The organism is Polluticoccus soli (assembly GCF_029269745.1).
Classification (GTDB): domain Bacteria; phylum Bacteroidota; class Bacteroidia; order Chitinophagales; family Chitinophagaceae; genus Polluticoccus; species Polluticoccus soli.
Genome location: NZ_JARJHT010000002.1, coordinates 970,986 through 984,266, shown reverse-complemented (window position 1 = coordinate 984,266; position 13,281 = coordinate 970,986). Strand labels below are relative to the sequence as shown.

Sequence of the window (13,281 nt, the reverse complement as noted above, 5' to 3'; positions counted from 1 at the left end):
TATGAGGATCATTACTTACAATATCAACGGCATCAGAAGTGCCATCAAAAAGGGGTTTATTGATTGGCTGAAAACCGATCCTGCCGATATCATTTGCCTGCAGGAAATAAAAGCAGAAAAAGAGAATGTAGACTTTGCTGCTATCGAAGCGCTGGGATTTGATACCTACTGGTTCTCTGCAGAGAAAAAAGGCTATAGTGGTGTAGCAATATTCAGCAAGCGCAGGGCAGATAATGTGTTCTACGGCAATGGCATCATGCAGAGCGATGCAGAGGGTAGAGTATTGCGTGCAGACTTTGGAGACGTCACATTGGTCAATGCCTATTATCCCAGCGGAACGAGTGGAGAGATCAGGCAAACTTATAAATACCAGTGGCTGGATGAGTTCTTTGAATACCTCGAAGAATTGAGGAAAGTGCGTCCGAAACTGATTATTGTAGGAGACTATAATATTGCGCATAAGTCTATCGACATTCACAATCCGGTTGGCAATAAGAAAACTAGTGGCTTCTTGCCAGAAGAACGTGCGTGGATGGATAAGTTTTATGAAAATGGGTATGTAGATACCTTTCGCGTATTCAACGAGAATCCCCATCATTACACATGGTGGAGTAGTAGGTTTCCTACTGTCCGCGAGCAAAACAAAGGCTGGCGTATCGATTACATCAGTGTCACTGAACCACTACGCAGTGCATTGAAAGGGGCAGCCATCCATCCGGACGTAAAGCATTCCGACCACTGTCCCGCATTTGTGGAGATCGACTTCTAAATAATAAAGCCCGGTTATTAAACCGGGCTTTATTTATTGTATTCTGTTAAGATTAGTTAGCGCTAACAGCTTGCTGTACAAGTTCTGCAGCTTCGCTCAGCAGGATAGCCGACTGTACTTTTAGACCTGAATTCTCGATCAGTTCTTTTGCTTGTTCAGCGTTAGTGCCTTGCAGGCGTACGATGATCGGGATGTTGATGTTACCCAGTTTGTTGTAAGCTTCGATAACACCAGCTGCAACACGGTCGCAACGAACGATACCGCCGAAGATGTTGATCAGTATAGCTTTTACGTTTGGATCTTTCAGGATGATACGGAAGCCTGCCTCAACTGTTTGAGCGTTGGCAGTACCACCTACGTCCAGGAAGTTGGCTGGTTCGCCACCTGCCAGTTTGATCATATCCATAGTAGCCATTGCCAGACCAGCGCCGTTCACCATGCAACCTACGTTACCGTCCAGTTTTACATAGTTCAGGTTGTGTTCAGCAGCTTCTACTTCTGTAGGATCTTCTTCATTTTTATCGCGCATATCTGCCAGGTCAGGATGACGCATCAATGCGTTGTCATCCAGGTTCATCTTGCAGTCAACAGCGAATATCTTATCATCAGCCGATTTGAACAGGGGGTTGATTTCAAGCATAGCGCAATCCAAGCCAACGTATGCATTATACAGGTTGGTTACGAATTTTACCATGTTCTTGAACGCTTCGCCGCTCAGGCCGAAATTGAAAGCTATTTTGCGAGCCTGGAATGGCTGCAGTGTCATGTTAGGAGCAACCCACTCTCTATATATCTTCTCAGGGGTGTTGTGTGCCACTTCTTCAATGTCCATACCGCCTTCTGTGCTGTACATGATCACGTTTTGCTTCTTAGCGCGATCCAACAGGATAGAGAGGTAGAATTCTTTACGTTCGCTAGGACCATCATAGTACATGTCCTGGGCAACTAGGATCTTATGAACTACTTTACCTGCTGCGCCGGTTTGTATAGTAACCAGCGTATTCCCCAGGATATTCTTTGCAACTGTTTCTACATCTTCTGCACTCTTTATCACTTTTACACCGTGTTGTTCCGGCACTTCCTTCATTGTGCCCTTACCTCGGCCACCTGCATGTATCTGTGCTTTAACTACAGCGAACTTCGTTCCTGAGTCAACAGATATTTGTTTGTATGCGCGTACAGCTTCGTCAACAGTTGATACGGCAATGCCCGACTGTGTAGGTACGTTATATCGTTTCAGCAGCTCTTTGGCCTGGTATTCGTGCAAATTCATAGTTGCAAAAAATTTGGGCGAAGATAATAGATAATTGTGCAAAAGAAAATCGCTGACGGCAATTCTCTATTATTATAAGTCTGGTAAATGTTTAATATGTGTGCCTTCTTTGAGATTATTTGAACAAATCGCCTTCATATTGCATTTTTGGAACAGATATTTCAGTTCCTGCATGCTTATTTAATTGCTCGATAAAATACTTGATCAACTCGGGAGAGTGAAGCTCCTCGTGCTGGTGCATGAAAAAATAGCAGGTTTCCAGCCCTTCTTTCATCCATTTTTTAATGCGCTTTACCCAGTCATCAATGCGCTCGTAATCGGTTTCGTGTAGGGAGTTGCCGACAAAGCGAATGAAGCATTCTGGTGTGGATAGGTGCATGTGTACACAATCGCGTCGGCCGGCGGCATCGGTTATGATAGTTCCCCTCTTTTTCTTGCGAAGGAAATCAAAGAGTTCCTGGTTAAAGCCATATTCATCTTTATACCAGTCGGCGTGGCGAAGCTCAAGGAAAAGGTCCATGTCCTTAGGAAAGTTTTCCATGAACCCGGTAATATTTTCCATTGACTTAGGAGCCATCTGTGGATTGGGCAGCAGGAATATCGGGCCAAGATTCTTGCCAAACTCAGTTATCGCGGCAAGGTAGTCATCAAGCTCCCTGTCGACATTCTTTAATCGTTTTAGGTGAGTGATGGTTTGGGGGAACTTGGGACAAAACAGGAAGTTATTAGGGACTTTTTCCTTCCACTTCAATACCTGGTCTGCTGTGGGCGATTTATAGAACGTGGCATTAAACTCAATACAGTTGAAAAGTCCCGCGTAATGCTCGAGGAAATCTTTTTCCTTAGTGCCAACCGGGTACAGTTTGCCTACCCAATCCTTTCGGCCCCATTTAGCGCAGCCGATATAGAATTTCGTTTTGCCCTTACCTTTTTTCAGAACCTCTTTTGTTCCAGGAGGATCTGGTGGTAACGTGAAGTCTATCTGTTTGAGTTCGGCATCGGTTACCTTTCCAAATTCCATAGCTGAGTATTTGAGTAAAGATACATTGAGGACACATAAGTTTTCGGCAAGTAGATTACTTTTACGGCTCAAATAAAATTATGGCTGCAACTAAGATCACTGTTAACAGTAACGGTTCACTGAAGGTAGAAGGCGATTTCGAAATAGTAGACAAGGAAGGAAACGTGTATGACCTTGGCGGAAGGACAGTAGTATCGATATGCAGGTGCGGTCTCTCCAAGAATAAACCATTTTGCGACGCTTCACACAAAGGCCACTTCGAGCACGAGGCGATTGCGTTCGCATTACCTCCTAAAAAAGTTTAATCTAATTCCAGGAAGAGTTCTTGCTTTCAGCCTTTGTTCTTGACACAGTTTTCGAAGGCCGATCTTGATGCAAATCTTAAGTTTCCACTCCTGCGCCGCATAAGTGGTGGCGAAGCTATATGCAATTCTTCACCCCCGGGCATTATGACTAATTTTCTTGGCCTAGAATCTGTCTCAAACCGCGTCCGAGGGCAATTTTCAGGTCGTTTACTTTCGGATATGAAGCAATCAAATCGTAGAGTTTAAGCAACGGTTCGCCCACATTCACTGTTAAATTCTTTAACAGTTTTACAGTCGTTTTCACATATATACTGCGGAATATCACTCTTTAACTGAACGAAACGTTATAACCCATCACGAAAAAAAATTATACCAGTTGTTAGGGGTACCTTTGCCTTGTTCGAATTCAAAAACTAGACTATGAAGAAAACAGTTAAACCTATAGCGTATTTCTTTGCCGGTATATTCCTAAGTGCATCGGTTTTTACCGGTCTCGCCTTCCGTGCGGCCGAGGAAACGGAGCAACGTATAGACATGGAGAAGGCAGCTGCAGTTGATGCTGCCGTAGCCGAGATCAGCAAGGAAGGTAAGATACAGTTCAAATGGTATCCGCCTACATTGCCTGCTTCAATGAACTTTGCCGGTGAAGCCGTTCCCCTGCATAGGTGGGATGTACGTGAGCAGTTTGATCGTGAGTTGACTTACAACTACTATAATCCAAACGCTATGATCTCGATCATACGTTTGTCAACAAGGTATTTTCCGATCATTGAGGAGAAGTTGAAGGAGTACGGTGTTCCTGAAGATTTCAAATACCTGGCTGTAGCAGAGAGTGGATTGCGTAACGTAGTTTCTCCCGTAGGTGCTGCTGGTTTCTGGCAGTTCATGCCAAAGACCGCTCCAACATACGGGCTGGAAGTAAACGGTGAGATCGATGAACGCTATAATGTAGAAAAAGGTGCTGAGGCCGCGGCTAAATACCTGAAGGAAGCATACGAGAAGTTCGGTTCGTGGACTATGGCTGCAGCATCGTACAACGTAGGAATGGGTGGTGTTAATAAGTTTGCCAATCAGCAATATAAGAACAGCTACTACGACCTGCATATGCCTGAAGAGACCATGCGCTATGTATTCCGCATCCTGGCGTTCAAGTACATTTTGACCCAGTCGGAAAAATTGGGTTTCATGGTTTCGGCTGAGGACTCGTACAAGCCGGTAAATACTAAGAAAGTGGAAGTAACCAGCACCATTGAAGATCTGCCACAGTTCGCGATCGAGAATGGGACATCATACAAGGTATTAAGGATGCTCAATCCATGGTTGCGAGATACAAGGCTTACAGTAAGAGGCGGTAAGTCATATAATATCGAAGTGCCCGTGGATAACGGATAAAAGAATAGCGATCCATTTCAAGAACCCATGCTTAGGCATGGGTTTTTTGTTTATCCGGTATAAGCTAAAATTGTTAGCTTTAATAAAACAAAGATTTCCTATGCGGAAATTGTTCGCTGTACTGGCCCTGGTATTTGTCACTGTCCTCATCATACTACTCGACAGACCTCTTGGTAGCTTGCCCGCTTTGGGGCGATTGCTGGACCCCATTAACGGCGCAATGGCCAGTGCTGAATCCGTTGACGATGACTTCAGCCTTGAATTTTCTACTTCCTCGCTTCAGCAACCAGTGCAAGTTTGGTTTGACGATCGCCTTGTACCACACATCAAAGCAGCCAATGACCATGACCTCTATTTTGTGCAGGGTTACATTCATGCATATTTCCGCCTTTGGCAGATGGATCTGCAGACCCGTGCAGCTGGTGGCCGGGTAAGCGAGGTGCTGGGCAAAAAGGCTCTGCGGTTTGATAGAGAGCAGAGGCGTAAAGGCATGGTATTCGGTGCAGAAAAGTCGCTGGCAGCAATGGAAGCGGACCCGCGTACCAAGCAAATGCTGGATGCTTATAAGACCGGCGTGAACGAATATATAGCTTCTCTTAACTACCGTAATCTTCCCATAGAATATAAGCTGATGGGCTTTGAACCTGAGCCGTGGACCAATTTGAAAAGCGCCTTGTTGCTTAAGTACATGGCTGATGATCTTACGGGCAAGACCGATGATATTGCCCTGTCCATTTTGCGCGAACGCTATACGAAAGAACAATTCGAAGACCTTTTCCCTGAAAGGATCAATGGAAGTACCCCTGTGATACCAACGGGGTCCATTTATTCTGTACCCTCGATGAAACAACCTGCGGCGCCGCCTGATAGCCTTGCATGGGCACATCTTGATTCTGCGGACTTCGTTGAACAAAACGAAGAAGGGAAGGGTAGCAACAATTGGGCAGTTAGCGGTTCCCGAACAGCGAGTGGTGCGCCTATTCTTGCAAATGATCCGCATCTTGGTCTCAATTTGCCCAGCCTTTGGTTTGAGGTGCAATTGCAGGCACCGGGTATTAATGTATACGGAGTGTCTTTGCCAGGTGCGCCGGGTGTGGTCATTGGTTTTAATGATCACCTCTCCTGGGGATTTACCAACAATTACCGCGACGTAAAGGACTTTTACGCAGTGGAGCTGAAAGATGATAAAAGTTATCTCTTCAATGGTAAAGACGTGCCTTTGACGATAAAAGATGAGGTCATTAAAATAAAAGGCAAGCCTGATTATATTGATCATGTCAAATACACTTTGCATGGGCCTGTTATTTACGATGAAGAATTTCATGGCCCCGGTGGTTTGAAGAAGCCGCTGGCGCTCACCTGGATGGCACACAAGGGTACCAACGAATATCTTTCCATCTATCTTTTGAACCGCGCTACCGATTATAACTCCTTTGTCTTTGCTATTCAGCAATTCCAGTGTCCCGGGCAGAACGCAATCTATGCCGACCGGCAAGGAAACATAGCACTATGGGGCCAGGGCCAGTTCGTGAACAAATGGAAGGAACAGGGACGGTTTGTCATGAACGGTACCGACAGCTCCACATTATGGAAAGAACTTATTCCCATGAGCGAGAATCCACATGCTATGAATCCGGCGCAGGGGTTTCTTAGCTCAGCCAATCAGTCCGTTACAGATGGCACCTACCCATATTACTACAACGGACTGTTCTACGAGTTCCGGGCGTGGCGTATCAACCAAGTGTTAGGGCAATTGAAGAAAGCCACCGTCCAGGATATGTTTGCCCTACAGAATGATGTGTATTCTATACTGGCTGCCAATACGCTGCCTGTGATGCTGCGCCATCTCGATTCAAGCCATGTACAAGGCAAGCAACGAGAATACCTCAATACGCTGGCCGGCTGGGATTACAGACTTGCCGCTAAAAGCAAAGCCGCATCGGTCTTCCAGATATGGTCGCACTTCTTGTACATGGCTATATGGAAAGACCGTTTCAACAAGGTGCCAGACAACCTGATGCCGTCGCCGGAGCGTACCATGCAATTGATGCAGGCCGACACTGCCATAAAAGGTTTGCGTGAATTGGCGACTGCCAGTTTTGCCCAGGCTGCAGACAGTCTCGACAAAGTGGACAACGATGGTCTGGAATGGTACAAAGTCAAAAAGCCAATGGTGCGTCACCTCACCAAATTACCGGCATTCAGTTATCTGGAACTGCCTATTGGCGGGTGGGGTAATACGCCTAACGCCATGAAGGTGGACCATGGACCATCGTGGCGCATGGTAGTGCAAATGGGCAATGAAATAGAAGGCTATGGCGTATATCCCGGTGGCCAGTCGGGAAATCCCGGCAGCAAGTATTATGCGACATTTCTCGATAAATGGGTAAAAGGCGAGTACTATCGTCTGTCCTTCGTGCCTGAAGGCCAGACGCCTGACAATAAAACCGTAAAGCACACCTGGAAAATTCAACCTGCAAAATGAGAAACCTCATATATCCACTGATCATTGCCTTACTGGCTGGTATCGCTACCTGGTTCCTGCCCTGGTGGATGATAGCGGTCATTCCCTTTGTACTGGCTATTGCCTGGCAACTGAGACCCGTTAATGCCTTTCTGTTATCGGCGGCAGGTATTTGCCTGCTTTGGTTGGTAGTGATACTGGTGAGGGACATACCGAATGATCATATTTTGTCTTCACGGATGGCAAAACTGTTTAGTTTGCCGGGGGCTTTTCTGTTCATAGTTGTCAATCTTGTGGTCGGTGGCCTGGTTGCTGGATTGGCCGGCTGGGCTGGGGCGCTGATGAATCGAGCTTTTCGCCGAATAGCACCGTAATTCTAAAAGCCAATTCCAGACTGTAATCTGTCGCCAATTTGTTACAGAATGTTGTCGAATTCCAACGGCTGCAATTTTTCATTCAAACGCTATTTTGTTGTCAATTGTTGTCATTTTGCGGTCGATACAAAAAAAGACCCCGGCACTTTTTGAGCGTAACCGGGGTGCTATAAGGTGTTTCATGTCTCTTAGTTGCTATTAACCAGGCTGTTAGCAATCATTGCGCGCATCGGGTGGAATTCGTACTTGTTAAGTTTGGACGCCGGATCACCGTCAATTATTCGCTCCAATTCTTCCTTGTTCTCAACGGCAACAACACCTACACCGTATACAGCCTGAGGATCTAATACCGGGCCGAACACCAGGACCTTGCCTTCGTGCATATATTTCATCCAGTAGCCAACATGTTGTTGCATGATGTCATTTTCTTCAGGCGTCATTGTCTGTGCAAAGTCGGGTCGGCAGGGATTCAGTTTGACGAAGAAGTATTGTTTGTTCATAAAATCCGCTGTTTTGATTATTATAGCAAAAATACACAAAATTTGTATGTTGACAAAATGCGTGGGTTGATGTCGGACTGTCAAATAGCTCTTATTGACCTGGCTGTTCAACAGGCAGTGGCATCCTGGTGATATGCCGAACGAAAGATTCAGATATAAGAGGCAAGTAGTCAAGGCGTAATGAAATTACCTGTCCTGAAAAGTAAGTTCCGGCGCCTCGTATTGACATTCGTACATAACAAAAACAGCTGAAAGCGTTATCTTGTGTAACGAAAACAGCACTAAAGCTATAATGAACAAATTACCTGTAACGGTTCGCCGATCTATTGAATTGCTGGGTTTGTGCGGGCTGGGTTATATCATTACTAAAGGTCGCGATATCATTATGCCCCTGATCATGGCCGGCTTCCTGGCTTTGCTGTTGTTGCCGGTTCTAAGGTGGCTGCGCGGACGTAAGCTGCCTGAAGTCGTTGCCATAGGTATGTCGCTCGTGTTGCTAATACTTGTTGTAGCCGGCATCGGTACGTTCTTTAGCTTCCAGGTGGCCAGTCTGCTAAACGACATACCAGAGATGCAGAAAAATCTCAACCATCACTGGCAGGCTATCAGCCACTGGATCGAGAGCCACTGGAATATTCCCATACAAAGGCAACTGGCTGTTATTAATACTCAGATCGGCAACCTGGGTAACAATGTTGCTGGTACCTTGCAAGGAGCCGCGCTAACCTTGGGTGGTGTGTTGGTCTTTATTGGTTTGTTACCGATCTATATTTTCCTGATCCTGTTTTACAGGCAGCTTATACGCAAATTTGTCTTTCTCTGGTTCAGTCAGGAAAATCACGGAGAGGTGGAAAATGCCTTCAATGAAACCGAGACCATCGTAAAGTATTACCTCGTTGGGTTGCTGATTCAGATTACCTATCTCACTGTTTTGGTGGGCGGCATACTCATGCTATTTGGCATCAAGCATGCCATCCTCATTGGGTTAATGTTCGGCATACTCAACCTGATACCGTACATCGGTGCGCTTATTGGCAATGTGCTGGGCGTGCTGATAACGCTTACATCTTCGCCTGAATTGTGGCATATCTGGGCTGTACTTGGCACAATAGCCGTTGTTCAGTTTCTTGATAACAATATCCTGATGCCACGCATAGTAGGCTCAAGGGTGCAGGTGAATGCATTGGCAAGCATCGTCGGCATCATCATAGGTGGCGCACTTGCCGGTGTTGCAGGCATGTTCTTATCGATACCACTGATGGCGATGCTAAAGATCATTTTTGAGAAAACGCCGCCTTTGCGTCAGTGGGGTGTACTGTTGGGAGAACCTGTGGATGAAAAAGAGAAACCCGGACAGACACCTGTACAGAAAATGAAAGACTCGCTGGAACGAAAACGGAATGAGGAGATCGATGAAGAAGCGAAAAAAGATAAAAGCACGGATAGCTAAACAAAATGGGGCGGATGGATGAGTGCACGAAAATGAATTAGGGGTTAACTTAGAATTCTTAAGCAGAACTTATGCTCGACATTGTAATAGAGGCACGCAAAGCAAATATCGGCCCTGGGCTGTCTGTAAACCGTATTCTTCCGTTTCGGTTGAAGCGCATGGTGGGACCATTCATTTTTATGGATCATGCCGGACCTGTAAGCGTGCCTGTACAATCCGGCAGTAGCATGGATGTGCTGCCGCATCCACACATTGGTCTCTCAACAGTCAGCTATTTATTCGATGGGCAGGTAACCCACCGCGATAGCTTGGGTGTAGAACAGATAATACGGCCCGGTGAAGTGAACTGGATGACGGCAGGCCGTGGGATAGCGCACAGCGAGCGGTTCGAAGATCCGGCAACACGTACAGGCTCTCTTGAAATGGTACAAACCTGGGTTGCTTTGCCTGAAAAGGACGAAGAACAAGCGCCCACTTTTGATAACTATACTGCGAGTCAGTTGCCCGTATTCACCGATACCGGTGTATGGATGCGGTTGATAGCCGGCAATGCTTATGGCCTAAGTAACCATGTAAAGACACACTCGCCGTTGTTTTACCTGCATGTGGTTTTAGATGCAGGCGCTAAAATAGCTTTGCCAAACAATTATAGTGAACGTGGAGCATACGTGGCTAAGGGTAGTGTAGAGGTGAATGGTCATACTTACTCAGCCGGGCAAATGCTTGTGTTTACCAAAGGTGGTGATCCGCACATCAGCGCAAAAGAAAAAACTAAGCTTTTGTTGCTTGGCGGAGAACCACTGGGCGAACGGCATATCTGGTGGAATTTTGTTTCATCGCGCAAAGATCGGATCGAGCAAGCCAAAGCAGATTGGAAAGCCGGACGGATCTTATTGCCGCCCAATGATAACAAAGAGTTCATACCGCTGCCGGAAGATAAGTCGAAACCGGCCAGCAGTGCACCGCCTGCACCAGAATGTCTTTCATAATAGTTGAGCAAATAGCTCTACAAAAAAGAAAGGTTGTGTATGACTACACAACCTTTATTGTTCAGACCTCCGTTGGAAACGGGTTAGTATTATAATGTGCTATTTTGTTTTAGTTCCTTCGGCAGTGCTTTTCAATTTGCCATCACCGTCTTTCACTTTTGTTTCATCGCCGTCCATTTTGGATTTGCTTCCATCTGCATTCTTCACCTTGATCTTATCTCCTTCTATTTTGGTTTTGCTGCCGTCGGGATTTTCAATTTTAATGTCGTCTTCATCTATTTTTATCTTCGACTCATCGAGGCGCAGATCATTATCTACATGTATCAGTGCATTGTTCACGTTCTGGCCGGTTTTACCATAGAAAGTATCGAGCGTTACTGCATCCACATAAAACTCTACGGGATTGCCTGATGCGTCGATATAAAAGCCTGTTGATGCGTCACGTGTCACTGTAGCGCCTGTTTCAGGGTCTATATATGTAGTTGTTGTAGTGCTGCTGCTTGTTGTAACATCGGTAGTGCTTAGCGAATCTGATGTTGTGGTCTCGCTTTCTTTAGTGTTGCTGCACGAGGTAAAAAATGCCACAGAAGCGGCGACGATCAAAATAGCTAATAGCTTTTTCATAAATGCATATGTTTTTGAAAAGGTTTATTATAAATACTTTGCCAACGCTATCAAAAATTGGCATTGCTGATTTCCAGTTATTTGGAAAAAGATCGGAATAAAGAGGGTATAATTTTTTAAGACTATTAACGGATTCAGTACACTAGCTAAACCGTCGATCATGCTTACACTCTTATACCTTTTCAGCGCAACCGTCATTATACTACCCCTTGTTATCTGGTATATGCAAAAAAGCCTCAAGTAATACCTGAGGCCTGAATTTAGAGAGAGGTCTTATTTCTTTGGTGCAGGTGGCTCCATAACATGGCCACAATTCTTGCAGGTTCGTTTTTCAATATCCGAATAGAAACGTTGCATCAGCGGAGGTAGCTGCGAAACGATATCGGTGAGTTCAAAATACTCTTCATAAAGCTTTTCGTGGCAGTTCTCGCAATACCAGATGAAGCCGTCGATCTCTTTATCTTCTCGCACTTTTTCTATTACCAGCCCAACTGTGTTTTCACCACGCTGTGGTGAGTGCGGTGTTTTGCCAGGCAACAGGAACATATCGCCTTCCTTAATGGGGATGTCAACGATCTTGCCGTCTTCATATATCCGGACAACCACATCGCCCTCCAGCTGGTAAAACAGCTCTTCGCTTTCGTTGTAGTGAAAATCCTTACGACTGTTGGGACCACCAACAACCATAACAATAAAGTCGCCGGCCTCTTTATACACCTGCTGATTGCCAACAGGTGGTTTCAGTAAGTGACGGTTTTCTTCTATCCAGTTGTGCAGGTTGAAAGGACGTCTAACAGCCATATGTGTGCGTTTTGATCAGTTGTTATTGATACGTTTTAAGGACCTTCATCTTCACAGTTTCGATCCTTGTTTCCGTGACTAAAAGTATGTCAAATTCGTAATGATCGATAATGATGCGGTCCTTTATTTTAGGGATCGTCTCGTGATGGGATATGATGTAACCCGACAGTGTTTCAGTCTCGTCTTCGGGGAAATTGAAACCGTATTTCTCATTCAGGTAGTCAAGCTCTATACGTCCGGAGAAAATGTATTCGCTTTCGGCTATTTGTTTCTCTACGTGTTCCTGAACATCATACTCATCGTTGATATCGCCGAATATCTCTTCCAGTACATCCTCCATGGTAACTATACCTGAGGTGCCACCAAATTCATCAATAACCCATGCAATACTTTTGCGTTCGCGGGTAAAGCGGTTCATTAGGTCTACAGCACTCATTGCCTCAGGAACTGCCGAAATACTGTGCAGCACTTCTTTGATGGCTTTGGGCCTGCGGCTCAGATCGAGATGATGCAGGTAGCCAACAATGTTGTCGATAGAACCTTCGTATACGATGATCTTGGACAGCTTTGTTTCGATGAACTTGTTGCGGACAGACTCAACCGGAGTATTCAGCTCAACGGCTTCTACCTCGTTGCGTGGTATCATACACTTGCGCACCTTTACATTTACCAGGTAGAGTGCGTTCTCAAACAGTTCGGTATTCACTTCGTTGCTATCCGTTTCGTGGCCGTGCAGGGTTTGTTTTACAAATACCTCGAGATCTACACGGTTGAATATCGCTTGATTCTCTTTGATCCGTACGTTGAACAGGTATTTCAGGATAAACTCAGAGATCGAAACAAATATCTTGGCAAAAGGGTAGAGGATGTAGTAAGATATCAGCATCGGAAAGCTGAAGAGTGCTAACACCTGTTCTGCTTTGGTACGGAATACCGCCTTGGGCAGAAACTCTGCAAATATCAGGATGACCACCGTAGCCAGGAAGGTGTCCAGGATCAGGTGCATGTAGTCAGAATTAAGCGGCGGTGGCAGCATTTCCAGGAATGGCTCCGTGAGGCGGGTCATCAGTAAGCCGTAGATAACCAGCAGCACATTGACACCAACAAGACTGGTGCCGATGAACTCAGAAGGGTTTTCCATAAAGCGCGACAGTATGCGCCCGGAAAAGGTGCCCTGCTTTTTGCGCAGCTCGATATTGAGCTTATTGGCAGATATGAACGCTATTTCAGTGCCTGCAAAAAATCCTATCAGTAAAATACACCCAAAAATGTAGAACAATAAATTCGACATATCCATAATACCAAAGATAATAAAATAC

13 protein-coding genes are annotated in these 13,281 nt (G+C 45.5%); 7 read left to right on the top strand and 6 right to left on the bottom strand.

Annotated elements, in window-relative coordinates; all coding sequences use genetic code 11:
- Position 1 precedes the first annotated feature (1 nt).
- On the top strand, positions 2–769 hold the full coding sequence (locus P2W83_RS15140; protein ID WP_276134600.1) for an exodeoxyribonuclease III: 768 nt from the start codon (positions 2–4) through the stop codon (positions 767–769).
- A gap of 52 nt (positions 770–821) precedes the next feature.
- On the opposite strand, the gene sucC is transcribed toward P2W83_RS15140, so the two are convergent.
- Complete coding sequence (gene sucC, locus P2W83_RS15135; protein WP_276134599.1) at positions 822–2,042, bottom strand: ADP-forming succinate--CoA ligase subunit beta; 1,221 nt, start codon at positions 2,040–2,042, stop codon at positions 822–824.
- A 115-nt stretch (positions 2,043–2,157) separates the two neighbouring features.
- Entirely contained in the window at positions 2,158–3,063 is a 906-nt protein-coding gene (locus tag P2W83_RS15130; protein WP_276134598.1) for a DUF72 domain-containing protein, read from the bottom strand.
- An 80-nt stretch (positions 3,064–3,143) separates the two neighbouring features.
- Between P2W83_RS15130 and P2W83_RS15125 the strand changes: the two genes are divergently transcribed.
- The 4 genes from P2W83_RS15125 to P2W83_RS15110 all read left to right on the top strand — a co-directional run bounded on the left by P2W83_RS15125 (position 3,144) and on the right by P2W83_RS15110 (position 7,598).
- The gene (locus P2W83_RS15125) at positions 3,144–3,368 is read left to right on the top strand and encodes a CDGSH iron-sulfur domain-containing protein (RefSeq protein WP_276134597.1); all 225 of its coding nucleotides are present in this window, start codon (positions 3,144–3,146) and stop codon (positions 3,366–3,368) included.
- A gap of 420 nt (positions 3,369–3,788) precedes the next feature.
- Positions 3,789–4,760, top strand: coding sequence for a lytic transglycosylase domain-containing protein (locus P2W83_RS15120; protein ID WP_276134596.1), 972 nt, complete (start codon positions 3,789–3,791; stop codon positions 4,758–4,760).
- Between the two features lie 100 nt (positions 4,761–4,860).
- Positions 4,861–7,245, top strand: a complete 2,385-nt coding sequence (locus P2W83_RS15115) for a penicillin acylase family protein (protein ID WP_276134595.1) — start codon at positions 4,861–4,863, stop codon at positions 7,243–7,245.
- Complete coding sequence (locus tag P2W83_RS15110) at positions 7,242–7,598, top strand: hypothetical protein (protein WP_276134594.1); 357 nt, start codon at positions 7,242–7,244, stop codon at positions 7,596–7,598. Before P2W83_RS15115 ends, P2W83_RS15110 begins: the two co-directional genes overlap by 4 nt.
- Positions 7,599–7,786: 188 nt before the next feature.
- Here P2W83_RS15110 and P2W83_RS15105 read toward each other — a convergent pair whose 3' ends face one another.
- The gene (locus P2W83_RS15105) at positions 7,787–8,098 is read right to left on the bottom strand and encodes a YciI family protein (RefSeq protein WP_276134593.1); all 312 of its coding nucleotides are present in this window, start codon (positions 8,096–8,098) and stop codon (positions 7,787–7,789) included.
- A 292-nt stretch (positions 8,099–8,390) separates the two neighbouring features.
- Between P2W83_RS15105 and P2W83_RS15100 the strand changes: the two genes are divergently transcribed.
- Complete coding sequence (locus P2W83_RS15100; RefSeq protein ID WP_276134592.1) at positions 8,391–9,548, top strand: AI-2E family transporter; 1,158 nt, start codon at positions 8,391–8,393, stop codon at positions 9,546–9,548.
- A 71-nt stretch (positions 9,549–9,619) separates the two neighbouring features.
- On the top strand, positions 9,620–10,537 hold the full coding sequence (locus tag P2W83_RS15095) for a pirin family protein (protein WP_276134591.1): 918 nt from the start codon (positions 9,620–9,622) through the stop codon (positions 10,535–10,537).
- Positions 10,538–10,636: 99 nt separating this feature from the next.
- Here P2W83_RS15095 and P2W83_RS15090 read toward each other — a convergent pair whose 3' ends face one another.
- From P2W83_RS15090 to P2W83_RS15080, 3 genes are all read right to left on the bottom strand, one after another.
- The gene (locus tag P2W83_RS15090) at positions 10,637–11,161 is read right to left on the bottom strand and encodes a hypothetical protein (protein WP_276134590.1); all 525 of its coding nucleotides are present in this window, start codon (positions 11,159–11,161) and stop codon (positions 10,637–10,639) included.
- A 273-nt stretch (positions 11,162–11,434) separates the two neighbouring features.
- Entirely contained in the window at positions 11,435–11,962 is a 528-nt protein-coding gene (locus P2W83_RS15085) for a 3-hydroxyanthranilate 3,4-dioxygenase (protein ID WP_276134589.1), read from the bottom strand.
- 22 nt (positions 11,963–11,984) lie between these two features.
- Complete coding sequence (locus P2W83_RS15080) at positions 11,985–13,253, bottom strand: hemolysin family protein (RefSeq protein WP_276134588.1); 1,269 nt, start codon at positions 13,251–13,253, stop codon at positions 11,985–11,987.
- Between the last annotated feature and the right edge of the window lie 28 nt (positions 13,254–13,281).

Coding starts and splice junctions, on each gene's coding strand:
- P2W83_RS15085 (WP_276134589.1), bottom strand. CDS start 11,962: ATGGCTGTTAGACGTCCTTTCAACCTGCACAACTGGATAGAAGAAAAC.
- P2W83_RS15090 (WP_276134590.1), bottom strand. CDS start 11,161: ATGAAAAAGCTATTAGCTATTTTGATCGTCGCCGCTTCTGTGGCATTT.
- sucC (WP_276134599.1), bottom strand. CDS start 2,042: ATGAATTTGCACGAATACCAGGCCAAAGAGCTGCTGAAACGATATAAC.
- P2W83_RS15095 (WP_276134591.1), top strand. CDS start 9,620: ATGCTCGACATTGTAATAGAGGCACGCAAAGCAAATATCGGCCCTGGG.
- P2W83_RS15125 (WP_276134597.1), top strand. CDS start 3,144: ATGGCTGCAACTAAGATCACTGTTAACAGTAACGGTTCACTGAAGGTA.
- P2W83_RS15120 (WP_276134596.1), top strand. CDS start 3,789: ATGAAGAAAACAGTTAAACCTATAGCGTATTTCTTTGCCGGTATATTC.
- P2W83_RS15140 (WP_276134600.1), top strand. CDS start 2: ATGAGGATCATTACTTACAATATCAACGGCATCAGAAGTGCCATCAAA.
- P2W83_RS15115 (WP_276134595.1), top strand. CDS start 4,861: ATGCGGAAATTGTTCGCTGTACTGGCCCTGGTATTTGTCACTGTCCTC.
- P2W83_RS15105 (WP_276134593.1), bottom strand. CDS start 8,098: ATGAACAAACAATACTTCTTCGTCAAACTGAATCCCTGCCGACCCGAC.
- P2W83_RS15100 (WP_276134592.1), top strand. CDS start 8,391: ATGAACAAATTACCTGTAACGGTTCGCCGATCTATTGAATTGCTGGGT.
- P2W83_RS15080 (WP_276134588.1), bottom strand. CDS start 13,253: ATGTCGAATTTATTGTTCTACATTTTTGGGTGTATTTTACTGATAGGA.
- P2W83_RS15130 (WP_276134598.1), bottom strand. CDS start 3,063: ATGGAATTTGGAAAGGTAACCGATGCCGAACTCAAACAGATAGACTTC.
- P2W83_RS15110 (WP_276134594.1), top strand. CDS start 7,242: ATGAGAAACCTCATATATCCACTGATCATTGCCTTACTGGCTGGTATC.